Source organism: Martinezella dioscoreae, from assembly GCF_009176305.1.
GTDB lineage: Bacteria > Pseudomonadota > Alphaproteobacteria > Rhizobiales > Rhizobiaceae > Rhizobium > Rhizobium dioscoreae.
Window position 1 is genome coordinate 175,529 of the sequence record NZ_BLAJ01000005.1, and the last position, 23,993, is coordinate 199,521.

Here is a 23,993-nt window from a genome sequence, read left to right on the forward strand (position 1 = left end):
ATCACACCGCTGGTTTGCCTGACTGGATGTTGCCGGCCGCGGGTCCATTGTTTTCGCCGCCGGTCTGAAACTTGTCCGGCCGCAGCTTGAACAGGATCAGCACGGGCGCCGCAATATAAATCGACGAGAAAGTGCCGACAGCGACGCCGAAAAGCAGGACGAAGGTGAAGGCACGGATCACCTCGCCGCCGAAGATGTAGAGGGCAAGCAGCGCCAAAAGCGTCGTCGCCGATGTCAGAATGGTACGAGATAGTGTCTGATTGATGGAAGCATCGATCAGAATCGGCAGCGGCATCTGTGAATAGCGCTTCAGATTCTCGCGCATGCGGTCATAGACGACGACCGTGTCGTTCAGCGAATAGCCGACGATGGTGAGGATCGCGGCGATGCTCGTCATGTTGAATTCCATGCCTGATAGCACGAAGAGGCCGAGCGTCAGGATGACATCGTGCAGCGTCGCAATGATCGCGCCGACGGCAAACTGCCATTCGAACCGTACCCATATGTAGATCAGGATTGCCGCCAGAGCCGCAAGGACGGCAAGGGAAGCCGTAGTGGTGATCTCGCCCGATACGGCTGGACCGACCACTTCGACGCGGGCGAAATTGTAATCCTTGCTCAGCTCGTCCTGAACGAGCGAGACGGCGGATTGTTCGGCGTTTTCACCGCCCTCCTGAGCATGAACGCGAACCACTGCGCCAAGACGATCGGCGAGCCGTTCGACGCGCACGTCGCCCGGAATGACGGCGTCAAGACGGGTTTGAATGTCGACGGGATCTGCAACGCCCTGTTTGGCCCGGACCTCGATGATCGATCCGCCGGCAAAATCGATGCCGAGGTGCATGCCGACAGTCGCGAAGGCAATGAGAGTGACGACCGAAAGAGCCGCAGAGACCGTAAAAGTATAGCGGCGGATGCCCATGAAGCGGATATTGGCATTGTCGAAAATGCCGCTGCGCACACCAACAAGCAAAGTGCGCGGCTTGCGGCGCGAGATCCACATATTCACCAGCGACCGTGTGACGAAGCAGGAAGTGAAGAAGGTGGTGACGACACCCACCATCAACGTGGCGGCAAAGCCGCGCACCGCGCCGGTGCTTGCATAAAAGAGAATGGCCGCGACGATCAGAACCGTCAGATTGGCGTCGGCGACAGTCGCAGCTGCCCGGTTGAAGCCGTGGCGCAGCGCATCGACGAGAAGATGGGTCTTCTTCTCCTCTTCGCGCACGCGCTCGTAGATCAGCACCAGCGCATCGAGACCAATGCCGATAATGAGGACGATGGCAGCGACACCCGGCAGGGTGAGCGTAATGCCGAGCAGGCCCATGAGGGCCGCGACCATGATCATGTTGATGACGAGCGAGATGGTCGCGATGATGCCGAGCAGGCGGTAGAAGCCGATCATCAGGGCCGCAACGAAGACGGCGGCCGCAATGCAGGCAATCAGACCATAATGCGCCGTTTCGCCGCCAAGGCCCGGCTGAATGGTGCGCTCTTCGACCGTCGTCAGGGTTGCCGGCAGCGGACCGCTCTTGACCATGACGGTCAGATCCTGCGCGCCCTGGGCGGTGAAATCTCCGGGAACGTCGATCTCGCCTGTTGCGATGACCGTCTTCAGAGAGGCAGCGGAGATGACCTGATCGTCAAGCACGACGACGATGATCTTGCCGAGATTGCTGGCCGTCGATTGCGCGAAGCGGTGAGTTGCCTCCGGCGTCAGCTTGACGGAAACGGTGCCTTCGCCTTTCTGATTGTCAACGACCGCGACGGCATCGGAAAAATCGACGTTCGAGAGCAGTGGCTGCCGCTGTACGAGATAGCCAACGGGCGGATCATCTTCGGAAAACAGCACGTCGGATCCGGCCGGCGGCTGCTTGTCCATGGCGTCCTGAACCGACATCGACTGATCGATCAGGCGGAAGCTGAGCTTAGCGGGCTGGCCGAGAAGGTTTTTCAGCCGCTGCGCATCGGCAAGGTCGGGCACCTGAACGATGATACGATCGGATCCCTGCCGGCGGATCAGTGGTTCTCCAACACCGAGTTGCGCAATACGGGCATGAATGACCTTGATCGCGCGTGCGATCGCCGATGAGACATGGCTGTTGATATCCGCATCGGTGATATCGAGCGTCAGCGCACCATTGTCACCTTGAGACAGAACAACGGACGGCTGATCGGATCCCGCCGTCAGCGGCCGCAATGCCGTCAAAGCGGCCTGAACCTGCGAGGGATCGCCGATGCGAAGCTGGATTTTTCGGCCGGTGCCGGTGAGGCCCGAATAGGCGACATTGACGGTGCGCAACCGGGTGGCGATATCGCCGACAATGCTTTCCAGGCGATCCTTGTCGACGTCACCCCGTTCGATCTTAAGCAGCAGATGCGATCCGCCGCGAAGATCAAGGCCAAGCTCGATCTTTCGATGTGCCCACCATGCTGGAAACGATGAAAGCGAGCGCTCACCAAGCAGGTTGGGAGCGGCCAGAAGCACGCTCAAGAGAACGACGAACCAGATCAGGGCGGTCTTCCACCAGGAGACGTGCAGCATCGCTCTCTCGAATTAGGGCTTCCCTACCGCGCCCTCCCTTTCGACGGAAAATGCAAAGGGCGCAGTAACACCTTGAATTTGTGCACAGTCCTTCAAGAAAGTCGATCTCGAATTTCGAAGATGCGCAGCGGCGGCAGGCGCCGCCTCTCGGGAGGAGCCTTACGCGGCGTCCGCCTTGACGGGTTCGCCCTTGACGCGAACCTCGGAAATGGCGCTGCGGACAACGCGGATGCGCACGCCTTCAGCGATCTCGACTTCCAGTTCCTTTTCGTCGATGACCTTGGTGACCTTGCCGACGATGCCGCTGGTGACGATCTGATCGCCGCGGCGGATGTTCTTCAGGATCTCGTCACGCTTCTTCGCCTGCGCGCGCTGCGGACGGATGAGGAGGAAATACCAAACGACCATCAGCGGCACAAACAGGATGATCATTTCAAAGCCGGAACCGCCGAAGGCACTCGCGGCCGAATCTGTCGCGCTCTGCGCATATGCGTTGGTGATAAACATCGAGAACTCCCTTGAATTCCGAGCGGGAACGGGCCCCGCGTCAGGTGGCCGGAATATAGTTACGCGTATGGCGAATGCAACAAAAACAGCCGTCAACCGTACCGTTTTCCCGGTCTGTTAGCCTTTCAGCCCCTAAAGGAGCATGATACCCGGCAAGACAGCGCGCGCATTTTACGACTTTCTTGTTCAATATTCAGGAGGAAACGGTGACTGAAGACCAAAACGCCCTGATCCTTGCCGAAGTCCGTCGCCTTGCCGACGCTGTCGAACGTCTGGCCGGCCCGGCCCCTGCCGTCAATGACTGGAATGCCGCCGACTGCTTCGTCTGGGCCCCTGCCCGACTTCATCTGCAACCGGTGCCACGGCCGAACCGTGTGGCGCTGACCCTCATCCGCGGCGTCGATCACGTGCGCGACATTCTGCACGAGAACACGCTTCGTTTTGCCGAAGGTTTCGCCGCCAACAACGTGCTACTGTGGGGCGCGCGCGGCATGGGCAAATCCTCGCTGGTCAAGGCGGTGCATGAAGACGTGCGTCGGGCGACCGGCGTGTCGCTGAAGCTGATCGAAGTGCATCGCGAGGATATTTCCTCGCTGCCGGTGCTGCTCGATATATTGAAGGCAACGCCGCATCGCATCATCATCTTCTGCGACGACCTTTCCTTCGATCATGACGATACCGCCTACAAGTCGCTGAAGGCGGCATTGGACGGCGGCGTCGAAGGTCGGCCTGATAATGTGCTGTTCTATGCCACATCCAACCGTCGCCACCTGCTGCCGCGCCACATGATGGAAAACGAGCAATCGACCGCGATCAATCCCTCGGAAGCCGTTGAGGAAAAGGTATCGCTCTCCGATCGCTTCGGCCTCTGGCTCGGCTTCCACAAGTGCAGCCAGGAAGACTATCTGCAGATGATCGACGCCTATGCCGATCACTTCAAGTTTGATCTGGATCGCGCCCAGATTCATCACGAAGCCTTGGAATGGGCAACGACCCGCGGCGCCCGTTCCGGCCGTGTCGCCTGGCAATATATCCAGGATCTCGCCGGCCGGCTGCGCATCGTGCTGGAGCGTGATTGATCTTCGATCAACTCGCCATAAACGACAAAAAGCCCGGCTGTGACCGGGCTTTTTGCAGAGTCCTTGAGACGCACTACCTATTCAAGGAACATCATTGGGTTGACCGGAGCCGAATTCTTGCGGACTTCGAAGTGCAGCTGCGGCTGGTTGACATTGCCGCTCATGCCCGACGTCGCGAGCGTCTGACCACGCTGGACCTTCTGGCCGCGAGTGACGCTGAGTGCGTCCGCATGACCGTAGACCGTGACGGTACCGTCGTCGTGGCGGACGAGAACCGTGTTGCCGAGTTCCTTCAAGCCATTGCCGGCATAGATGACGACGCCGTTTTCGGCCGCCTTGATCGGCGTGCCCTCGGGAACGGAGATGTCGATGCCGTCGTTGCGGCTGCCGTTGACGTTGGCGCCATAGCCGGCGACGACAGCGCCGCGAACCGGCCAGCGATATTTGCCAATACCGGTCGCCTCGGGCGCATCGGCCTGCGCATCCGACTTTGCGGCATCGTTGATGGACTGGCTCGGCGAAGCGGAGGCAACTTCCTTCGGCTTGGCAGGGGCATCAGCTGCCGCGTCGGTATGGGCAACCGCCTTGGGTGCCTGCTTGGCGATCGGGTCTGCGGCGGCCTGCTTCGGCTCCACAGGCAACGCGCCCAGCTTGGCGGAAGCCTTCTGAGGCTCTATCGAGGCAGTCTTGACCGGGTCTGCAGCAGCGACGGAACCGTGTGGCAACGCGAGTGCCTGCCCGATGCGAATGCTATCGCCGGCCTGCATGTTGTTCGCACGCTTCAGTTCAGCGACGCTCACGCCGCTTTCCTTGGCGATTCTTGCCAGCGAGTCACCCGGCTTGACGACATAGGTGCCCTTCGGCGTCGGCCCCTTGCCATTACCGGCTGCGAGCTTATTGGGGTCAGCGAGGCCAGCTTGGGACTTGCTGCGCATCTGGTTGCCGGAGGGCAATGCGAGCGCTTCCTGCTGCGGCGCCTTGGCAGGACCAGGCATCTTGCCGCCCTTGGAAAGATCAGTCGCTTCAGCGGCCATCTTGGCCGGGCCTGAAACACCTGCCCCATTCATCGTCGGTATGACGATCTGCTGGCCAGGCTGCGCGGCAGCGCCATTGCGCAGGCCATTCGCACGCAGAATTTCCTTTTCCGGAACGCCATAGCGGCGCGACAACAGCGCAATATTTTCACCCTGATGCAGCGTCACGCTCGGAGCATTGACCGTGGTCCAGCCGGGAGACATCTGCTGCGCGGCGGCAGTCTTGATCGTGCCCGTCGACATGGTGTCGGGAGCAAGTGCCGGCGCGGCGCGGGAGCCGTTATTGCTGCGAGATGCGGGGAACGGCTGCGCCATTGCCTCAGATTCCGCCTGCGGCATCCGACGAGAATTGCTGGCGGAAGCACTCGGAGGAGCGAGATCGGTGCGCTGAATTGCGACGGGAGCGGTCGAAGCCCGTGCGCTGGAATAGGACGGGTTATAGCGAGCCGGCGAGTTGGGATAGGGTTGCGATACCGGCGCACTCTGCTGCGAATAATCCTGCTGGCCGTAACCGCCTGCTTGAGCAACGTCTGCGCGCGGTACGGGATCACCGTTCGGACCGTTCAGGCTGCGACGATTGATCGAGCCGGTCGTTACATTGTCCGTTTTATTGAAGAGACCACTGAAACGGGTCGTGTCCGAACTACAAGCTGTGGCCGTACTCGCCAGAAGAATGGCCACCAGGACCTTCCCTGCCGATTTGCTGACGTTTGAAGAAAGACTGAAACCCATGACTCGACCCACTTAAGACGCAACCGATTATGGGTCGATTAAAGCGCGTTAATCTTACCATGCGGTTAAAGCACTGGTGCGGCATGTGTTTTTTTGAGGAATTGCTAACCATAGAGAATGAAACGGCGCCAATGCGCCCGTTTCATAGGGGCATCAGCCCGAATTGAGCCTCAAAGATAGGAGGCGAGCATCGGCACGATGGGCTGATAGGGAACGTCGAACAATTCTTCGCGCTCGAATCGGCTTCCCGTCTTCGTCAGTCGCACCAAGCGACATGTACGCTCATCAATAATAAGCGGGGCTATCATCGAACCGCCGGACACGAGCTGTTCGGCATAAAAGCGCGGCATTGTCGTGAAAGCTGCCGTCACCAGGATGCGATCGAAGGTGCCCTCGCCCGGCAGACCGGCGCTGCCATCAGCCTGACGGATGATGACATTGCGCAGCCCAAGCGTATCCATGCGCTGCTGCGCCGATGTCGTCAGCGTCTTGTAGCGATCGACCGTCAGCACGCGCTCGACGATTCGTCCCATAACAGCCGCAGTGAAACCGCTTCCCGTGCCGATCTCGAGAACGCGATGGCCAGGCTTGATCTTCAAGCCATGGAGAATACGCACCACAAGATCGATGCCTTCCATGAAGGCACCGCAATCGATCGGAATCGTGCGGCTGGAATAGGCATCATCGGCAAATTGCGCCGGCACGAAAGGCAGGCGCGGCGTCTGCTCGACCGCCGTCATCAGATCGATGTCCAATATGCCTTCCGCCCGCAGCCGCAACACCACGGCCGCAAAGCCTTCCTTTTCCACCAAACGAGGTGTCAATCCGCTACTCCATACCGAGCGCCCGCGCCACGCGGTCTTGCGCCGAATAATCCGTCAGATCGAGTTTCAAAGGCGTTACCGAAATACGATTTTGTTTCAACGCCTGAATATCGGTCCCTGGACGGAAGATGCCGCTCCGCTCACCGAAGCGAAGCCAATAGTAAGGGAAGCCGCGGCCATCGGCCCGCTCCTCGACCTGCACGTTGAAGGCAAGATTGCCCTGTGCGGTCACTTCCGCTCCGTCGACCTCTTCGGGGCGGCAATTCGGAAAATTCAGATTGAGGAAGGTACCGTCAGACAGATCGACGTTCATGAGCTTGTTAAGCAAAGCCGGAGCATGTGCTTCTGCCACTTCCCAGGGCACGACGCGCGCGCCGTTTTCATAAAGATAGGCCTGGCTCAAAGCAAAGGAGCGCACGCCTTGCAGCGTGCCCTCGATGGCTCCGGCGATGGTGCCGGAATAGGTGACGTCGTCAGCGACATTCGATCCGGAATTGACGCCGGAGAGCACGAGATCCGGCTTGATATCCAGAACCTTGCGGATCGCCATGATGACGCAATCGGTCGGCGTTCCCCGCAACGCATAATGCCTGTCGGAAACCTTGCGCATGCGCAACGGCTCGGAAAGGCTTAATGAGTGAGCAAGGCCGCTCTGATCCGTCTCAGGCGCAACGACCCAGACATCGTCAGACAGCGTGAGGGCGATGCGCTCTAATGCCGCCAGACCTTCGGCGTGAATGCCGTCATCATTGGTCAAAAGAATACGCATCGCCCCACCACCTGATTATGCTGCTTTTTCGATCCTCTTCAGACCACCCATATATGGCAGGAGTACGTCGGGGATAGTGACCGAGCCGTCAGCATTGAGATAATTCTCAAGCACGGCGATCAGGCAGCGGCCGACGGCCGTTCCCGAGCCGTTCAGCGTGTGAACGAACTTGGTGTTCTTGTCGTCCTTGCCGCGATAGCGCGCATTCATGCGCCGGGCCTGGAAATCACCACAGACGGAGCAAGAGGAAATCTCTCGATAAGTATCCTGCCCCGGCAGCCAGACTTCGAGATCATAGGTCTTGCGCGCGCCGAAGCCCATGTCGCCGGTCGAAAGCGTCATGACGCGGTAATGCAGGCCGAGGCGCTTCAGCACTTCTTCTGCGCAAGCCGTCATCCGCTCATGCTCGGCAATGGAGCTTTCGGCGTCGGTGATCGACACCAGCTCGCATTTCCAGAACTGATGCTGGCGCAGCATGCCGCGGGTATCGCGACCGGCCGAGCCTGCTTCCGATCGGAAGGACGGCGTGAGTGCGGTGAAGCGCAGCGGCAGCTTCTCCTGATCGAGAATTTCGCCGGAGACGAGATTGGTCAGCGATACCTCAGCCGTCGGGATCAGCCAGCGACCGTCCGTGGTCTTGAACGAATCTTCTGCGAATTTCGGCAGTTGACCTGTTCCGAACATCGTCTCGTCGCGTACCATCAGCGGCGCGCTAACTTCGATATAACCGTGCTCGCTTGTGTGCAGATCGAGCATGAACTGACCGAGTGCGCGTTCAAGACGAGCAAGCTGCGAGGTCAGCACCGTGAAGCGCGAGCCGGACAGTTTTGCCGCGCGTTCGAAATCCATATAGCCGAGTTCTTCGCCAATCTCGAAATGCTCTTTCGGCTGATGGTTCCAGGTCGGCTTGGCGCCCCAGACATGCTTGACGACGTTGTCGTGCTCGTCCTTGCCGACGGGCACGTCTTCGAGCGGTATGTTCGGAATGCGTGACAGCGCATCATTGAGCTCGGCCGTCAGCGTGCGCTCTTCTTCCTCCGCAGCCGGAAGCGACAGCTTGAGGTCGGCAACCTCCGCCTTCAGCTTCTCGGCAAGCTCGCTGTTTTTCTGCGCCATCGCCGCGCCGATCTCCTTGGAGGCGGCGTTGCGGCGGGATTGCATATCCTGGACGGACTGAATGACGGATCGGCGCTTCTCGTCGAGCGCTATGAGGCTTTGCGACAGAGGCTCCGCACCGCGCTTGGCAAGCGCTGCATCAAAAGCCTCGGCATTCTCACGAATCCATCTGATATCAAGCATCTTCGTTCCAGGTCGTTTGACATAAGTACAGCTCCGACCGAGGCTTCGGTCGGAGGTCGAACCGGCAAATACCTGAGAAACGAGGCGAAGGCCTCCCCGCCTGGACGTTAATCCGTCTTGGCGATATCGGAACTTCCGCCACTCTCTTCGAGCGCTTGCCGGGTACGCTGGCGTTCTACGAGTCGCGCCGCGTAGATGGAAATCTCGTAGAGAAGGATTGTCGGCAGTGCAAGGCCGATCTGGGACATCGGATCCGGCGGCGTCAGCACAGCAGCGACGATGAAGGCGAAAACAATGGCAAACTTGCGCTTTTCCGCGAGCCAGGCCGACGTCAGCAAGCCGACACGTGCCAGCAGCGTGGTAATGACGGGAAGCTGGAAGACGAGCCCGAAAGAGAAGACCAGCGTCATGATGAGGCTCAGATATTCCGAGACCTTCGGCATCAGCGCAATGCCGATCTGACCGTCGCCACCCGTCTGCTGCATCTTCAGGAAGAACCACATCACCATGGGCGTGAAGAAGAAATAGACGAGTGCTGCCCCCATGAGGAAAAGTACGGGCGAAGCGATCAAAAACGGCAGAAAGGCATTACGCTCGTTCTTATAGAGGCCGGGCGCGACGAACTTGTAGATCTGCGAAGCGATGATCGGGAAGGAAATTACCAAGGCGCCGAACATGGCGACTTTCACCTGGGTGAAGAAGAACTCCTGTGGCGCGGTGTAGATTAGCTCTGACTTCGCGAGATCGAGATGAGCCCATTCGACGGCCCACTTATAAGGATAGACCAGATAATTGAAGAGATGCTTCGCCACTGCGAAACAGCCAATGAAGGCAATGAAAAAAGCCACGAGCGACCAGATGAGCCGTGTGCGCAATTCCATAAGGTGTTCGATAAGCGGTTGCGGCTTATCGTCGATGTCACCCGTCATGCCTGGTCCTTCTTCTTGGGCGTTTTAGGCGTCGCCTTGCTGGCTGTAGCAGTCGGACGCTTCCTGGGAGCTGGGGGCGTCTTCTCTACGGCAGCAGCGACCGCGACCTTGCGCTGGGCTCGCTTTGGTTTTTCCGTGACGACGGGCGTCTGGACGGCGGCAGCCGCAACATCCTCGGTCTTTGCCGGGGCTTTAGCGCGAGGTTTACGAGGGGCCTTCGGCTTCTCTACTGCGTCATTCACAGCGGCCACCGGCTGAGGGACGACTGCTGCCACCGCCTCTGGAGCCGCCGCTGGCGACGGATCGCTCGAAACGGCAGGCATTGTGGATGTGGCCGCAAGTGCTTCCGGCAGGCCGGACGTCACACCCGGAACCGGCTCGGACGGCAATGGTGTCGCGGCCGGGGCCGCTTTATCCGGTGTTGCCGCACGCTGCAGGTCAGCCTTTATCTCATTGCCCATTTCGCGCAGCGGGTTCATGGCTTCCCGCAACGAATTGACCGGATTGAGCTTCTGCGCATCGGCAATCGTCTGGCGCACATCATCCAGATCCGCCTCGCGCATGGCTTCGTCGAACTGAGCGCGGAATTCGCCAGCGACCTTCCTGGCCCGCGCCGTCATCTTACCGATGGTCCGCAATGTCGACGGCAACTCCTTGGGGCCGATCACCACCAAGGCCACGACGCCAATAACCACCAGCTCGGACCAGCCTATATCGAACATGCAAAGGCTCCTGGGCTAACGGCAAGCCTTTCAGCTTGCGCCTGCCCGACATGATTACTTCGTTTCGTCAGCCTTATGCTCGACCGTACGGGACGCCGTCGACGCGGATGTCGACGTATCTTCGTCGTCGTTCATGCCCTTCTTGAAGCTCTTGATGCCCTTGGCGACATCACCCATCAGCTCCGGGATCTTTCCACGGCCGAACAACAACAGCGCGATGGCCAGGACGATGAGCCAGTGCCATATGCTTAGAGAACCCATTGCTTTAACTCCCAATTACAGTGTCTTTTCGATGTAAGACGTTTGCGGATGTTTTTCAAACACCAAAATGCAATGCATCCACGCATATCGGGATGACAAGCGCCGATGCGGGCGATCAAGCGTCTCCAAGCCGAGAGGATGATTGTTATATTCGCACCCGCTGATGGCGAAAGAGAGACTTTGCCGGCAGTTTCGCGAAAATCCGCAGATAGGGTTGCAACCCCTTGAACGAGCCGGCCAACGCTCAATCGCTGGAGCTTGCGCCGCTCGGCGGCAGGATGCCGAGTTCCTCCAGATCCATCTGCGTGATCGGATCTTCGTCTTCGGTCAACTCGTCGCTCATCAACGGCGAGGGAATGTTGAAATTGGCCGGAATCCGGCCTGACAACAACCCCGCCCCCTTCAACTCTTCGAGACCGGGCAGATCGCGCAGCTCTTCGAGACCGAAATGATCGAGGAAATCGCGCGTCGTGCCAAGGGTCACCGGTCGCCCCGGCGTGCGGCGACGGCCACGGAAGCGGACCCAACCAGACTCCATAAGAACGTCAAGCGTGCCCTTGGAGGTCTGCACGCCTCTGATATCCTCGATCTCGGCGCGTGTGACAGGCTGATGGTAAGCGATAATGGCCAGCACCTCCAGCGCCGCACGCGACAGCTTGCGCACCTCGCTCTCGTCGCGCCGGATCACGAAGGAGAGATCCGCGGCCGTGCGAAAGGCCCAGGCGCCATCCACCTGGACGAGATTGACGCCGCGCATGGCGTAATCGGCCTTGAGTTTCTGCATGATGGCGGGAATATCGACCCCACGCGCCACGCGCTCCGCAATGAAGGCCTCGGAAACCGGCTGCGCTGAGGCGAAGACCAGCGCTTCGGCAATCCGCTCGGCCTCGCTCAGTCGACGATCGTCTACATCGGGCGCTTCCGCCTCGTGCTCCACATGCTGCTGCTGCTCGTCGTCCGGTTCAGTCACGCGCTTTCCTGCCCTATTCCGCTGCTTCCAGTGACGAATGCTTCGGCCCGCGCCGCATGTAAAGCGGCTGAAACGCGCCTTCCTGGCGAATTTCCAGCTGCCCTTCGCGCACCAGCTCCAGCGATGCCGCAAAGGCGCTGGCAATCGCCGTCACCCGCTCGCTCGAAGTCGTCATGTAACTCAGCAGGTAATGTTCCAAGGCCGTCCAATCGGTGATTTCGCCGATCATTCTGTCCAGAATAACGCGGGCATCGGCCAGCGACCAGACACGGCGCTTCTCGATCGTTACCTGGGTCACGGCCTGACGCTGACGCAGGCTCGCATAGGCGGTGAGCAGATCATAGAGGCTGGCATCGAAGGCGGATTGGCGTCGATCCGGAATATGTTCCGGCGCGCCACGCGCGAAGATATCGCGGCCGAGGCGGTTGCGATTGACAAGATCGGTAGCAGCATCGCGCATGGCTTCCAGCCGCTTCAGGCGGAAGGCGAGCGTCGCCGCCATCTCCTCGCCGGTCGGTCCGTCTTCCTTGCTCTGCTGCGGGATCAGCAGCTTGGATTTCAGATAGGCGAGCCAAGCGGCCATGACGAGATAATCGGCCGCAAGCTCGATGCGGATACGCCGCGCACTCTCGATGAACTGAAGATACTGTTCGGCCAGCGCTAGAACGGAGATACGGGACAGATCGACCTTCTGGTTGCGTGCCAAATGCAGCAGCAGATCAAGCGGTCCTTCAAAGCCGGCGAGGTCGACGACAAGCGACGGCTCGTGCGAGCCGCGCTGTGTCTCACCCTCCTGCCAGAGCTTGTCCATCGGCGTTGCCGCCTGCTGAAGCTTGTCCGTGCTGCCGCTCACTCTGTCACCCGCCCGTTCCTCGAAGTCCGGTTTTACGCCACTGCGAACATCGCGTCGAATTCCGCCCGAATAGAGGCTTCATCGGCGCCATCACTTCTGCCGAATGCCGCTTCGACCGCCTTGGCCCGTTTCAGCGATATCCCCGCCAAAGCGGGAACATTGCGAACCACCTGCTGCATTTCGTCCATGACGCCATTGCAATGCAGCACGATATCGCATCCGCCCGCAATAATATTTGCTGCACGTTCGCCGATCGTGCCCTTCAACGCATTCATGGAGGTATCGTCCGACAGGAGCAGGCCCCTGAAGCCGATATGCCCGCGGATGATCTCCTCGATCACCTTGCGCGACGTCGTGGCCGGGTTTTCCGGATCGATATCGGTAAAGACGACATGGCAGGTCATCGCCATGAGTTCGTCCTTCATTGCAACGAAGGGAGCGAAATCATGCGCCTCCAGCTCCGCGCGTGGCACCGAGACGACAGGCAACTCGTGATGCGAATCCGCAAAACCGCGGCCATGGCCAGGCATGTGCTTCATCACGGGCAGCATACCGCCGGCTTTCAGACCTTCCGCCGCAGCACGCCCCATCTCGGTCACTGTTACCGGATCGGAGCCATAGGCGCGATTGCCGATGACGTTGCTCGATCCCTCCACGGGCACGTCCAGCACCGGCAGACAATCGGCATTGATGCCGAATTTCAGCAGATCGAAGGCATGAAGCCGCGACATCAGCCACGCGGCACGGAGGCCTCGTTCGCGATCCTGACGATAGATGTCGCCGAGTGCCTGCCCCGAGGGATAATGCGGCAGGATCGGCGGGCGAATGCGCTGCACCCTGCCGCCTTCCTGGTCGATGAAAACCGGAGCGTCGCGTCCGACGCTATCGCGCAGAGACGCAACGAGATCGGCGATCTGTGCCGGTTCGGAAATATTGCGTCCGAACAGGATAAAGCCCCATGGCTGCTCCCCCTTATAGAAGGATCGCTCTTCGGGCGTGATGGTGTGGCCGCTACAGCCGAGGATCATGGATTTCGATTCGGTCATACCCGAATCATAAGGCTTGCGCTGGGAAATGCGAGTGAGGTCAAGCTGGGATACACAGGAACAGCACCCTACAAATGAAAACGGCGAGCCAATGCCCGCCGTTTTCCAATATTCATATCCGATCTCACTTCGAGATCAGGCAGGTGCCGCCGGCTGCGCGATAGCGGGTGCAGATGGCCGCGGCCTCATCCTTCGAGCCGGCGACGACGCGGACGCGATAGTAGGTGCCTTTGCCGGCGATATCCGCCTTGCGGATCTCCAGCGGATGGTTACCGATGACGCTAGCGAACTTGACCTTGAGGTTCGCCTGCGACTTCTGCGCGTCGGCTTCGGTCGGCAGGGATGCGATCTGCACGCCGTAAGCGCCGCCGCCCGCGGCAGAGGTCGCAGCCGGGGCTGCCGCCGGGCTAGCCGATGCGACCTGCTTCGGCTGAGCCTTGGGCTGAGCTTGTGCTTGAGCTTCCTGGGTCGGAGCAGCCGTATTGGCCTTGGCGGCGGGCTCCGGACGTGCCGTCGGGACCGGGTTCGTCTTGACGACGCGGATCGGCGTGCTCTCAGCGCTGGCAGCATCGGTATTATCCGACTGGGCCGCTGCCGGGGCATTTGCCGGAGACGGGCGCGAACTTGTAGATGCGACCTGATTGTTCGCCGGCTTGGCCGCTGGCGCTGCCGTATCGGCAACCGGCTCGTCGCGCGGCACCAGCGAGCCATCAGGCTTGACGATCATCGTGCGCACCTTGCGCGGCGAGACCGACGGCACCTGATCGTCGTTGTTGGCGGCGACGTTGGTGTTTCCACCATTCTGGTTCGGCAGCAGGCGCGGATCTTCGGTTTCACCGACCGGCGTCGACGTCACCTGATCGCCATCGCTATCGTCAGGCGATACCGCCTCAGGGATCAGCGTCTTCTGGACGACATCAACCGGCTGCTCGTTGGAGGAGACAAGCTCCTTCTGCTTCGGCGCCGCCGTACTATCGCCAGCGACGCGATCGTAGACGGCTTTGTCCTGATTCGGAACGACGGTGCCACCCGGATTTTCCGGAGCGACCTTGACAGGATCGCTGTCGGCCGCAATCACGCGCGGCTCTCCGGAGAAGCTGGAGATCGGCGCGCCGTGACGGACCCAGCTGTAGGCGCCATAGGCACCGACGCCAAGAACAACGATGACGGCTGCAGTCGTTACCATGCCGCGCACGGAGCGGACCGGGCGACGGTTGGCCGCGGGGTTCAACGTCATCCTGGCTACGTTCTCGACAGGCGTAGCCGCCTCGCGATAGCTGCGGCGGAAGTCTTCTTCCAGCGCACGCTCGAACTCGTCGAACTCCTCGATCGGCTGCTTTGCGACGGGCGCAGCAGGCTGGGCTGCCGCATTTTTGGACCAGGAAGCGGCGGCGGCAGCACCGCCAAGTGCGGCGGCAACGGCCGGCTTGATCGGCTCGGGTGCGGCTTCCTTGGCAGGCGTACCGAGCAGGCTCGCCATTTCCGAATCGAGATCGAAATCAAATTCCGGCGGAACAGCGATCGGCTCCTCCGGCTCGATCGCCGGCAGATGCGGAACGTGCGAACCCTCGAAGGTCTCGACACGATCCTCCGTCTCGGAGATTTCCGTGGGATCGAACGGCAGAGGCTGGTCGGCCTCAAATACGGGCGCTGCCGTGGTTGCGGCATGAGCAACATTTGCGGCAGGCGCAGCCGGAGTCGGTGCGGGTCGCATCGGCTGCGGCGCTGCGGCGGCAATCACCGGAGCGGCGGGGCCTGGAGCGACCGGCGTTGCGCGAGAAAGGATCGGCTCTGCGATCGGAGCGGCCGGAGCCGGCTGATGAGCAGCGGGAGACTTTTCGGCTTCAGCGAAATCGAGGCCGGCAAGTTCCATTTCGATATCGGCCAGATCGAATTCAAAGTCCTGACCGGCAAAAGGATCCTCCGCACCGAAGGTAATCGGCTTCGGCTCTTCATGCCGTGCGGCTGCCACGGGAGCGGCGGACAACTCTGCAGGCTCGGAAAACGACGCACTGAAATTGCCGAAATCCGGCTCTTCCTTCGCTGCAGGCGCATTGGCTCTGGATGGAACCGGATAGCGATTCACATCGGCCAGCAGAGCGTCGATCTCGGCGGAAAGCGCAGCCGGATCGGCCTTCGCGACCTTTGGCGGCTCTGATGCCTGGAAGACGGCCGCAGCCGGCTGGGATGCAGCAGGCTGCGAGACGGCTTCCGGAGCGCGCGGAGGCTCGACAGGATCAAACGCCTCGAAATCAATGGCATCATCGAACAGCGCTTCGTCAGACGTGGCTTTCGGCGCCGGCTGAGCAACAGCAGGCGCGACCGGCGGCGTGAACTGCTCATGCGAGGCGGCAGGCGTTGCCAGGGCAAAGTTGGCAAGCGGCAACCGTATGGTGGCGGCAGCAGATTGCGGCGTCGGCTTCGGCACTGGCGCAGCCGCCTGCGGCTCGACAGGTGCGGCCTTCGGCGCTGGCTGCAGAACCGGCGCGATCGACATTTCCAGCTCGTCGATCAGATCGCGAGCGCCGATCGTCGGCTTCACGGGAGCCACAGGCTGCGGCGCAAGTTCTTCGAGCTTCGGCTCTTCAAACTTGGGCTCGGCCTGCACCGGCTCGGCGGAGAGCGCAACGTCTTCATGGCTCGGCGGTGACACCTGCTCGACCGGAGCGGCGATGTCATTTGCCGGACTCATTCGCGGCGTATCGTAGCGTTCGAATTCGCGAAGAAGCTCGTCTTCCAGGTTGAAGGCCGGCTCCTGCCGTTGAGCCGCAGGAGTTGCCTGAGCAGCGGGGCGCGGCTCAAAACCCACGATACGAGCGAGTTCTGCGAGCGGATCATCATCCGCAAAGAACTCGTCGTTTCCGCTTGCGCGATACGCCAACTGTTTTTCTGCCATCACCCGTTCCACTCGCAAACACTACAGTTAATGCCAGCGCAATGTGGGTAAATGGTGACGTTTATCGCATTTCGTCCGGTGCTGCGGTCCCGGTTATACCAAGACCCGACTTCAAAACCGACGCGACAGCGTACACCAGCCCAAGTCTGGCAATGCTCAATTCTCGGTTCTTATCGTTAACAAAACGTAATTCCGGTAAATCTTTACCTTTATTCCAGTGTCCATGGAAGGAACTGGCCAGATCGTAAAGATAAAAAGCAATGCGATGCGGCTCCTGCGACTGTGCTGCAGCTTCGATGATTCGCGGGAATTCCGCAATCTTCGCAACCAACTGCAATTCAGCCGGATCGGAGATCGCGCCAATGACAGCTTTCGACAGATCAAGCGAGGCGATGTCGAGATCCGGGAAGGCTTCCTTGGCCTGACGGAAGACGGACATGCAGCGGGCATGCGCATATTGCACGTAGAAGACCGGATTGTCCTTCGACTGCTCTGTAACCTTGGCGAAATCGAAATCCAGAGGCTCGGAATTTTTCCGGTAAAGCATCATGAAGCGCACCGAATCGCGGCCAACTTCATCGACGACTTCGCGCAGCGTGACGAAATCGCCCGAACGCTTCGACATCTTCACCGGCTCGCCGTTGCGGTAGAGCTTGACGAGCTGGCACAGCAGCACAGTCAGCTTCGCAGCACCGTCGGAAACGCCGCGGGCGACCGCTTCCAGCCGCTTGACGTAGCCGCCATGGTCGGCGCCGAGGATATAGATCATCTCGTTGAAGCCGCGGTCGAACTTGTTCTTGAAGTAAGCAACGTCGGCAGCAAAATAAGTATAGGAGCCGTCCGACTTGATCAGCGGGCGGTCTATATCGTCGCCCACTTCCGTCGAGCGGAAGAGCGTCTGCTCGCGATCCTCCCAATCTTCCGGCAGCTGTCCCTTCGGCGGCGGCAGCGCGCCCTTGTAGACATAGCCCTTGAAGGTCAGGTCATTGATCGCGGTGCGGATCAGTGCCGCGCCATTGGCATGCAGGGTGCGTTCGGAGAAGAAGACGTCGTGATGAACGTTCAGCGCCTCCAAATCCTCCTTGATCATCGCCATCATCGCATCGATGGCACGATCCTTGACGATCGGAAGCCACTGCTCTTCCGGCATGCCGCGCAGCTTGGTGCCGAATTCCTTGGCCAGCGCCTCCCCGACCGGAACGAGGTAATCGCCGGGATAGAGGCCAGCCGGAATTTCGCCGACCTGCTCGCCGAGCGCCTCGCGATAGCGGATGAAGACGGAGCGCGCCAGCACATCGATCTGGGAGCCGGCATCGTTGATGTAATATTCCTTCGTCACCTCATAGCCGGAGAAGGCCAGCAGGTTTGCCAGCGCATCGCCGACCACGGCGCCGCGGCAGTGACCGACATGCATCGGTCCGGTCGGATTGGCCGAAACATATTCGACATTGACCTTCTGCCCCGCGCCGAGCTTGGAGCGGCCGAACTTCTCGCCCTCGGAGATCATCGTTGCCAGCAGCTGCTGCCAGTAGCCGACCGAGAGGCGGATATTGATGAAGCCTGGACCTGCGACCGAAACCTCGGCAACGTCAGCATCTTCCTTCAGCTTGGCGACGATGATTTCGGCAAGCGCACGCGGATTCGTGCCCAGCGGCTTGGAGAGAACCATGGCCGCATTGGTGGCGACATCACCGTGGCTGGCATCGCGCGGCGGCTCTACGCCGATACGTCCGAAGTCGAGCTCAGATCGCTTTTCTCGCACAATATCAATTTGTTCGAGAGCGTTCTTAATTCTTACTTCGAAGTCGGTGAAAAGGTTCATCATATCGTCCACGCATGAGCTTCGCGAGCCGCTATCGGCCCGACGCCGCCGCTGCCTACCGCAAATCGGGAGTCTGGTCAAACAGGCGCTTGTGGGCGCTGATGGCGTAGGTGTCCGTCATGCCGGCGAGATAGTCGCCGACATGCCTTGCCTTGGGGGCGATCGCCAGGCCCTCAATATGATCGACCCAGTAATGGCTCTGCATCTCCCTGGGATTTTCCATATAGGCGCCGAAAAGGTCCGTGACGATCTGCGCCGCGCCGGCACGGATGCGCATGATGTCCGGATGACGGTAGATACGCTTGAACAGCATCTGTTTGATCAGCTTGTCGGTTTCGGCCATCTCGGGCGAGAAGGTTGCGATGATCCGTCCGGCAGCACGGATGTCAGCGACATTGCCCGGCTTGATTTCGGCGAGCGCCTGCTGCGAAACGGCGATCACGTCCTCGACCATGCGGGTGATCTGCCGGCGCATGATCTCGTTCGTGAAGCGGCTCGCCTCCAGATGCGGGTAGCGTGCCCTGACCTCGGCCATCAGCTTGGCGAGAAAGGGCACCTCCTCCAGCATATCGAAGGTCAGATAACCGGAGCGCAAACCGTCATCGATGTCGTGCGTATTGTAAGCAATGTCATCCGCGATCGCGGCGACCTGCGCTTCAAGGCTGGCATAGGAGGCAATTTCGAGATCGTGAATCTCGCAATAATCGAGGATTGGCTGCGGCACAGGCCCACGCGTGCCCTTGCCGTCTGGCGTCATCAGCGGGCCATTGTGCTTGACCAGGCCTTCCAACGTTTCCCAGGTGAGATTGAGTCCGTCGAAATCGGCATATCGGCGCTCAAGCTTGGTGACAATGCGCAGGGATTGGGCATTGTGATCAAAGCCGCCATAGGGCAGCAGCACTTCATGAAGCGCATCCTCGCCCGTATGGCCGAAGGGTGTGTGGCCGAAATCGTGAACAAGTGCCACACCCTCCGCCAGATCCTCGTCGAGTTTCAGGGCTCGCGCCAGGGCGCGGGCAATCTGGGCAACTTCGATCGTATGCGTCAATCGAGTGCGGTAATGATCGCCATCCTGAGCAATGAAGACCTGCGTTTTGTGCTTCAACCGACGGAAGGCGGTCGCATGGACGATCCGGTCGCGGTCGCGCTGGAATTCGGAGCGTGTCGGGCTCGATCCTTCTTCGTAGAGCCTTCCACGCGATTCCCAGGGATTTGTCGCATAGGCTGCCTTTTCCCCATACCCGAAACCCAATGCATGCGTATCAATCGTCATTATCAATCCATTCCGGCATTTGGCTCCCGCACCGCCATCGGCGCGACAGTCGTTTCCCTGCAATCGGTCCCCGGCCCAGTCCGGCAGTACGGAGATATGCCCGCTCTTCGTACATTCCAGCCCATTGACGCCGCCTTGCGGCCTTCATACCTATAGACAAGAAAACAGCAAAATGGTGTGTGGCTCAACCACGAAACCATAGCTGTCAACGGCCTGACTTTCATGATAAAGGCTACGGATATCAGCCGTTTGAAAGTTCGACGGCTTATTATTGGTTCTCTCCGGATCTTGACCCCGGCAGGAGGAAAATATGACTGAGGCAAGTGTTACCCTATCGGATGCTGCGGCCAAGCGAATCGCTGCTATCGTCGGCGCGGATGCCGGAAAGCGCGCTCTTCGCGTTGCCGTCGAAGGCGGCGGGTGTTCGGGTTTTTCCTATAAATTCGATCTCGTTGAAGGCCCTGAGGATGACGATATCGTCGTCGAAAAGGACAATGCGACCGTCCTGATCGATCAGCTGTCGCTGGTCTATATGGCGGGCTCGGAGATCGATTTCGTCGACAATCTTCTCGGCCAATCCTTTCAGATCAAGAATCCGAATGCAGTCGCAAGCTGCGGATGCGGCACCAGTTTCGCGATCTGATCCCTACCCTCTTTTTCCACAATTTGATGACCGGCCGGGAGCCTTCGCTCCGGGCCGGTTTTCATGTGGGCTGTAGTCAAGCCGATCGGCTGCGGATACAACAAGGCGAAGCAAAGGAATGAGCCGCCCATGAAAATCGCCACCTGGAACATCAACGGCGTCAAAGCGCGTATCGAGAACCTCTGCCAATGGCTGAAGGACTCGAACCCGGACATCGTCTGCCTGCAGGAAATCAAAACGGTCGACGAAGGCTTTCCACGTCTGGAGATCGAAGCGCTCGGCTATCACGTAGAGACACATGGGCAGAAAGGCTTCAATGGCGTTGCGATTCTTTCCAAGACGAAACCGGATGAGGTGAGGCGCGGTTTACCCGGCGACGGCAGCGACGAACAGGCCCGCTTCATCGAGGCTGTGTTCTCCGTTGAAGGACACGGCGCCCTGCGAGTCTGCTGCCTCTATCTGCCGAACGGCAATCCGGTCGATACTGAAAAATACCCCTACAAGCTCGCCTGGATGGAGCGCCTGCGCAAATTCGCCTTGGATCGCCTGGCCTTGGAGGAGCCTCTGATACTCGCCGGCGACTACAACGTCATTCCGGAGCCACATGATTGTTTCGACCCGAAGGTCTGGGAGAGCGATGCCCTCTTCCTGCTGCAGACGCGCCAGTCCTTCCGTCAGCTCGAACATCTCGGCTTTACCGATGCGGTGCGCGCGACGACGGATGCAATCAAGCTTTATTCATTCTGGGATTATCAGGCCGGCGCATGGCCGAAGAACAATGGCATTCGCATCGACCATCTGATGCTGTCACCCGAGGCTGCCGATCGCCTCACCGCAACGGCAATCGAGAAACATGTGCGCGCCTGGGAAAAACCGTCGGACCACGTGCCCGTCATCGCGCATCTTGATTTCGGGAGCTAGTCCGTTCGGCTGCAAGCACACCGCGCGGCCCGAGCAACAACAGCGTCAGTAAAGCCGGCGCGATCAATCGGAGCCGGCAACATCAAGCTGATGGGCCATGGAGACCGCTACGCGGCGGTCGTTCTCGTTGGCAACGGAGAATGCCTGCTCCTGCAGGTCTTCCATCCAGCTGCAGTCCTTCGGCTTGCACTTGTCCAGCGCCGCCGTCATGAAGGCGAGACCGCGGATGGATTGGCCTTCCTGGAACAGGATATTGCCGAAGACGGCCATGGCGCCCGGATGGCCGCTCTTGCGGGCCTGGTTCAGCCATTTCTTGGCCTGCTGAACATTGGTGGCGCCGCCCTCGCCGGACAGCATCATCTGCGCCAACTGGAACTGCGCTTCCGGAACGCCGAATGTCGATGCCACCTGGAAATAGAGCTGCCGGGCCTGGTTGAGGTCGATCTTCACCGGGCTGTTGGGAATGCCCGTCTTGTAGTAGCTCGCGAGCGCCAGCAGCGCATTGATGAAGAAGCCGGTGTCTTCCGAGCCCGGTTCCACACCCTGCTGGGCAATCTCGCTATAGATCTTGAAGGCTTCGAAATCGTTCTGCGCCACGCCGTCGCCATCGGCATACATATTGGCCAAGGCCCAGCGTGAGCCGGTATGGCCTTTTTCGGCGGCATAACGATAGGCTTCGACTGCCTCTTCCTTCTGTCCGTTCTTGTAGGCCTTAAAGCCGAACTTGAAGAGATCGAACGGACCTGATTCCTTGGTGACGCCGGCATTGATATCGAATGCCTTGGCTTGACCCGCCAGTACCACCGCGGTGGCAAGGGACAGGCTGAGCATCATGACTCTCGCTGATATGAACTCGGACTTAAACATAACAGTCGATTTCTTTCGCTCCATTCGGACCTGTCACGGCACTTGCATAATCGCCGCCAGCTTCACGAATGTTTTCCCTGATGGCGCACGAGACTGGATCGTCCTTCGAAAAGGCATTTCCTGTGGCATCCAACCGATGCTGTTTGCCACAATTGCGAGCATAGCTTGCAATTATGTCCAAACCAGCATTTGCGCGGCCGCTATCGCATCCCACCATCGAAGCAGCACCTTCGTTCGCCTTCCGATGATGGAGCCCAAAGATCGGCCGGCTGACGACTTCCCTTGGCAGACAACGCGTTTTCGGCTGCGTCGGAAGCATCGCAGCTCCGATCCCGAATTGTTGCTTATGCCAAAGTGGAAGTTCACCCATCGACCGCTTACGCACTTTCTACAAGGCTTGCCCCTGTGCCCACGTAATCGCTGCTCCCCATTTGTGGCGGGAAATGGACAAATTGTAATCTGATCACGTGGCTGCAATGTCTTGAAATAGAGTGTTGCTAATTCGTCACAAAGATTTTATCGAACTTGAGATTTCTTTAACCATAAATCAGGCAAAAGAGGCGGTTTGCGTTCCGCCTTTTGCCGTTCAGACAAAGAAACGTCGCGAGACTCGGAAAAGCTCGCGACGTTGATGATAGAGTGAAGGATCAGTCAACTAGCTCCTTCAATTCAATGGCTTATCGTCAGAAGCTGACTTTCACCGATGTCTGAAGAGCGGCGACCAAGTCATTGCCGAAGCTATAGGTCGCATCATTGCCGTAGACGACACCGCCGCGCGTGACCGGTCCGGATTTGCCTGATGTCATGAGGCCGAGAGCGCCGCCGAAATTGAACTGAACATGCTCTGTCGCCTTATAGGCCACGCCCGCGCCGAGGGTCCATGTATCGGAGTTCATGCCATAGCCATCGCTTGTACCGCGATCCCAGGTCAGGCTGACGGCGCCGCTCCACTTGTCATTGAACTTGTGCCCGACACCGCCGGTGATCGTCCAGCCGTCCCTGTACAGCAGATCAAGCGAGGTAAGCTCTGTGGGGCCATTGGCTCTGCAGGATATGCTGCGCGTGGAGCTCGGGCAGAGCGCGATGCTCTGAAGGATACTCCAGTTGGTCCATTTAACCGATCCGAAGGCCAGCCAATCAGGCGCGATGCCGGTCTGTACCTTCCATTCCAGGGAGTCGGGAGCATCGGCCGAGCCGAAAACAGACGTTACCTTGCCACCGAAGCCGGGGACAACAGGTGGCGGTACTTCGGTCAGGTCGACGCTGCCCTTCAGGTTGTCGTATTTGACCCGGCTGTTGTAGACGAGGCTCGTGCGGAAGGCATATTCCGGAATTTCGTAGGCGATACCCGCGCGCCAGCCCCAGCCGTGACCGTCGATGTCAAGCGAACCCATGCCGTTGTAAATGGCTGAAATCGGAGCCGGAGTGGCGTAGACGAGGCGCGACTTGTAGCCGCTGACTTCCTGATAGAAACCGCCGCCGATCAGACGCAGCTGACCCGGACCTGCATCGAACTTGTACGAGCAGGTGGCCGAATAGTTGTTCGTGCGAACCTTGACTTCGGTTTCGTTATTGGCGCCGGCCCAATTTGAACCTTCGTTGAGATGGCCACCGAAAGGCTGCGAATAGTCGGCCATGCAGTCGAGATCATCAGTGATGCCGATCTTGAAAGCGGCATAGGGAATGGCGTAATTTTCCGCCGCATCCGTCGAACGGCTACGGTTGTTGAGGTTGCCGTCAGCCGGGTTGATGTCCTTGGCGTTCTTCAGTTTACGGTCGGGCATGACGTAAGTAACGCCTGACTCGAATACATAACGGCCTTTGTCGAAAAGCAAATCAATATCATAGCCGCCACGATCAAGGCCGCCCGCAAAGGCAGCGGTGGCGAAAGACGAGCTGATAACGAGTGTAACTGCGCTCCTCAACGCAACAGAAAATGCCATTGTATCTCCCCCACATGTGCATTCAGTGGTTTGATTGTTGCGATGATCGCGTGAATTG

The 23,993-nt window shown here is 59.4% G+C and carries 20 protein-coding genes; 3 read left to right on the forward strand and 17 right to left on the reverse strand.

The window, feature by feature from the left end; all coding sequences use genetic code 11:
* Nucleotide 1: 1 nt before the first annotated feature.
* The gene (gene secDF, locus GDN47_RS21675; RefSeq protein ID WP_152094222.1) at nucleotides 2-2,545 is read right to left on the reverse strand and encodes a protein translocase subunit SecDF; all 2,544 of its coding nucleotides are present in this window, start codon (nucleotides 2,543-2,545) and stop codon (nucleotides 2-4) included.
* A 159-nt stretch (nucleotides 2,546-2,704) separates the two neighbouring features.
* Nucleotides 2,705-3,052 carry a preprotein translocase subunit YajC gene (gene yajC / locus GDN47_RS21680; protein ID WP_047634659.1) on the reverse strand — a complete coding sequence of 116 codons (348 nt, stop codon included), beginning with the start codon at nucleotides 3,050-3,052 and terminating at the stop codon, nucleotides 2,705-2,707.
* A 206-nt stretch (nucleotides 3,053-3,258) separates the two neighbouring features.
* On the opposite strand from yajC, the gene GDN47_RS21685 reads away from it, so the two are divergent.
* A complete protein-coding gene (locus GDN47_RS21685; protein ID WP_152094223.1) occupies nucleotides 3,259-4,131 on the forward strand; it encodes an ATP-binding protein in 873 nt (290 codons plus the stop codon).
* A 77-nt stretch (nucleotides 4,132-4,208) separates the two neighbouring features.
* On the opposite strand, the gene GDN47_RS21690 is transcribed toward GDN47_RS21685, so the two are convergent.
* From GDN47_RS21690 to GDN47_RS21750, 13 genes are all read right to left on the reverse strand, one after another.
* Nucleotides 4,209-5,897, reverse strand: coding sequence for a peptidoglycan DD-metalloendopeptidase family protein (locus GDN47_RS21690; protein ID WP_152094224.1), 1,689 nt, complete (start codon nucleotides 5,895-5,897; stop codon nucleotides 4,209-4,211).
* 170 nt (nucleotides 5,898-6,067) lie between these two features.
* Nucleotides 6,068-6,721 (reverse strand): protein-L-isoaspartate(D-aspartate) O-methyltransferase, encoded by a 654-nt coding sequence (locus GDN47_RS21695; protein ID WP_069611978.1) that lies wholly within the window; start codon nucleotides 6,719-6,721, stop codon nucleotides 6,068-6,070.
* A gap of 4 nt (nucleotides 6,722-6,725) precedes the next feature.
* Complete coding sequence (surE, locus tag GDN47_RS21700; RefSeq protein ID WP_069611977.1) at nucleotides 6,726-7,490, reverse strand: 5'/3'-nucleotidase SurE; 765 nt, start codon at nucleotides 7,488-7,490, stop codon at nucleotides 6,726-6,728.
* Nucleotides 7,491-7,505: 15 nt separating this feature from the next.
* Nucleotides 7,506-8,789: a serine--tRNA ligase gene (gene serS / locus GDN47_RS21705; protein WP_152094225.1), complete on the reverse strand. Its 1,284-nt coding sequence runs from the start codon at nucleotides 8,787-8,789 to the stop codon at nucleotides 7,506-7,508.
* A 107-nt stretch (nucleotides 8,790-8,896) separates the two neighbouring features.
* On the reverse strand, nucleotides 8,897-9,718 hold the full coding sequence (gene tatC, locus GDN47_RS21710; protein WP_113333673.1) for a twin-arginine translocase subunit TatC: 822 nt from the start codon (nucleotides 9,716-9,718) through the stop codon (nucleotides 8,897-8,899).
* On the reverse strand, nucleotides 9,715-10,440 hold the full coding sequence (tatB, locus tag GDN47_RS21715; protein ID WP_152094226.1) for a Sec-independent protein translocase protein TatB: 726 nt from the start codon (nucleotides 10,438-10,440) through the stop codon (nucleotides 9,715-9,717). The genes tatC and tatB overlap by 4 nt, the downstream gene beginning before the upstream one ends.
* A 54-nt stretch (nucleotides 10,441-10,494) precedes the next feature.
* Nucleotides 10,495-10,701 (reverse strand): twin-arginine translocase TatA/TatE family subunit, encoded by a 207-nt coding sequence (locus tag GDN47_RS21720; RefSeq protein WP_069611973.1) that lies wholly within the window; start codon nucleotides 10,699-10,701, stop codon nucleotides 10,495-10,497.
* A 244-nt stretch (nucleotides 10,702-10,945) separates the two neighbouring features.
* On the reverse strand, nucleotides 10,946-11,638 hold the full coding sequence (gene scpB, locus GDN47_RS21725; RefSeq protein ID WP_152096194.1) for an SMC-Scp complex subunit ScpB: 693 nt from the start codon (nucleotides 11,636-11,638) through the stop codon (nucleotides 10,946-10,948).
* Between the two features lie 46 nt (nucleotides 11,639-11,684).
* Nucleotides 11,685-12,482, reverse strand: coding sequence for a segregation and condensation protein A (locus tag GDN47_RS21730; protein WP_069612288.1), 798 nt, complete (start codon nucleotides 12,480-12,482; stop codon nucleotides 11,685-11,687).
* Between the two features lie 74 nt (nucleotides 12,483-12,556).
* Nucleotides 12,557-13,570, reverse strand: coding sequence for a beta-N-acetylhexosaminidase (nagZ, locus tag GDN47_RS21735; RefSeq protein WP_152094227.1), 1,014 nt, complete (start codon nucleotides 13,568-13,570; stop codon nucleotides 12,557-12,559).
* A 124-nt stretch (nucleotides 13,571-13,694) separates the two neighbouring features.
* The gene (locus GDN47_RS21740) at nucleotides 13,695-16,466 is read right to left on the reverse strand and encodes an SPOR domain-containing protein (RefSeq protein WP_152094228.1); all 2,772 of its coding nucleotides are present in this window, start codon (nucleotides 16,464-16,466) and stop codon (nucleotides 13,695-13,697) included.
* A 61-nt stretch (nucleotides 16,467-16,527) separates the two neighbouring features.
* Nucleotides 16,528-18,288: an arginine--tRNA ligase gene (gene argS, locus GDN47_RS21745; protein ID WP_152094229.1), complete on the reverse strand. Its 1,761-nt coding sequence runs from the start codon at nucleotides 18,286-18,288 to the stop codon at nucleotides 16,528-16,530.
* A gap of 55 nt (nucleotides 18,289-18,343) precedes the next feature.
* Complete coding sequence (locus GDN47_RS21750) at nucleotides 18,344-19,561, reverse strand: deoxyguanosinetriphosphate triphosphohydrolase (protein ID WP_152094230.1); 1,218 nt, start codon at nucleotides 19,559-19,561, stop codon at nucleotides 18,344-18,346.
* A 310-nt stretch (nucleotides 19,562-19,871) separates the two neighbouring features.
* On the opposite strand from GDN47_RS21750, the gene erpA reads away from it, so the two are divergent.
* The gene (erpA, locus tag GDN47_RS21755; RefSeq protein WP_113333492.1) at nucleotides 19,872-20,204 is read left to right on the forward strand and encodes an iron-sulfur cluster insertion protein ErpA; all 333 of its coding nucleotides are present in this window, start codon (nucleotides 19,872-19,874) and stop codon (nucleotides 20,202-20,204) included.
* Nucleotides 20,205-20,333: 129 nt separating this feature from the next.
* On the forward strand, nucleotides 20,334-21,125 hold the full coding sequence (xth, locus tag GDN47_RS21760; RefSeq protein ID WP_152094231.1) for an exodeoxyribonuclease III: 792 nt from the start codon (nucleotides 20,334-20,336) through the stop codon (nucleotides 21,123-21,125).
* Nucleotides 21,126-21,188: 63 nt separating this feature from the next.
* On the opposite strand, the gene exoR is transcribed toward xth, so the two are convergent.
* Together exoR and GDN47_RS21770 are read right to left on the reverse strand one after the other, a co-directional pair.
* Nucleotides 21,189-21,992, reverse strand: coding sequence for an exopolysaccharide production regulator ExoR (exoR, locus tag GDN47_RS21765; RefSeq protein ID WP_069611965.1), 804 nt, complete (start codon nucleotides 21,990-21,992; stop codon nucleotides 21,189-21,191).
* 683 nt (nucleotides 21,993-22,675) lie between these two features.
* Nucleotides 22,676-23,935 (reverse strand): OmpP1/FadL family transporter, encoded by a 1,260-nt coding sequence (locus GDN47_RS21770; protein ID WP_145320243.1) that lies wholly within the window; start codon nucleotides 23,933-23,935, stop codon nucleotides 22,676-22,678.
* Between the last annotated feature and the right edge of the window lie 58 nt (nucleotides 23,936-23,993).

Coding starts and splice junctions, on each gene's coding strand:
- secDF (WP_152094222.1), bottom strand. CDS start 2,545: ATGCTGCACGTCTCCTGGTGGAAGACCGCCCTGATCTGGTTCGTCGTT.
- yajC (WP_047634659.1), bottom strand. CDS start 3,052: ATGTTTATCACCAACGCATATGCGCAGAGCGCGACAGATTCGGCCGCG.
- GDN47_RS21690 (WP_152094224.1), bottom strand. CDS start 5,897: ATGGGTTTCAGTCTTTCTTCAAACGTCAGCAAATCGGCAGGGAAGGTC.
- surE (WP_069611977.1), bottom strand. CDS start 7,490: ATGCGTATTCTTTTGACCAATGATGACGGCATTCACGCCGAAGGTCTG.
- serS (WP_152094225.1), bottom strand. CDS start 8,789: ATGCTTGATATCAGATGGATTCGTGAGAATGCCGAGGCTTTTGATGCA.
- tatC (WP_113333673.1), bottom strand. CDS start 9,718: ATGACGGGTGACATCGACGATAAGCCGCAACCGCTTATCGAACACCTT.
- tatB (WP_152094226.1), bottom strand. CDS start 10,440: ATGTTCGATATAGGCTGGTCCGAGCTGGTGGTTATTGGCGTCGTGGCC.
- GDN47_RS21720 (WP_069611973.1), bottom strand. CDS start 10,701: ATGGGTTCTCTAAGCATATGGCACTGGCTCATCGTCCTGGCCATCGCG.
- GDN47_RS21730 (WP_069612288.1), bottom strand. CDS start 12,482: ATGGACAAGCTCTGGCAGGAGGGTGAGACACAGCGCGGCTCGCACGAG.
- nagZ (WP_152094227.1), bottom strand. CDS start 13,570: ATGACCGAATCGAAATCCATGATCCTCGGCTGTAGCGGCCACACCATC.
- GDN47_RS21740 (WP_152094228.1), bottom strand. CDS start 16,466: ATGGCAGAAAAACAGTTGGCGTATCGCGCAAGCGGAAACGACGAGTTC.
- argS (WP_152094229.1), bottom strand. CDS start 18,288: ATGAACCTTTTCACCGACTTCGAAGTAAGAATTAAGAACGCTCTCGAA.
- GDN47_RS21750 (WP_152094230.1), bottom strand. CDS start 19,561: ATGACGATTGATACGCATGCATTGGGTTTCGGGTATGGGGAAAAGGCA.
- erpA (WP_113333492.1), top strand. CDS start 19,872: ATGACTGAGGCAAGTGTTACCCTATCGGATGCTGCGGCCAAGCGAATC.
- xth (WP_152094231.1), top strand. CDS start 20,334: ATGAAAATCGCCACCTGGAACATCAACGGCGTCAAAGCGCGTATCGAG.
- exoR (WP_069611965.1), bottom strand. CDS start 21,992: ATGTTTAAGTCCGAGTTCATATCAGCGAGAGTCATGATGCTCAGCCTG.
- GDN47_RS21770 (WP_145320243.1), bottom strand. CDS start 23,935: ATGGCATTTTCTGTTGCGTTGAGGAGCGCAGTTACACTCGTTATCAGC.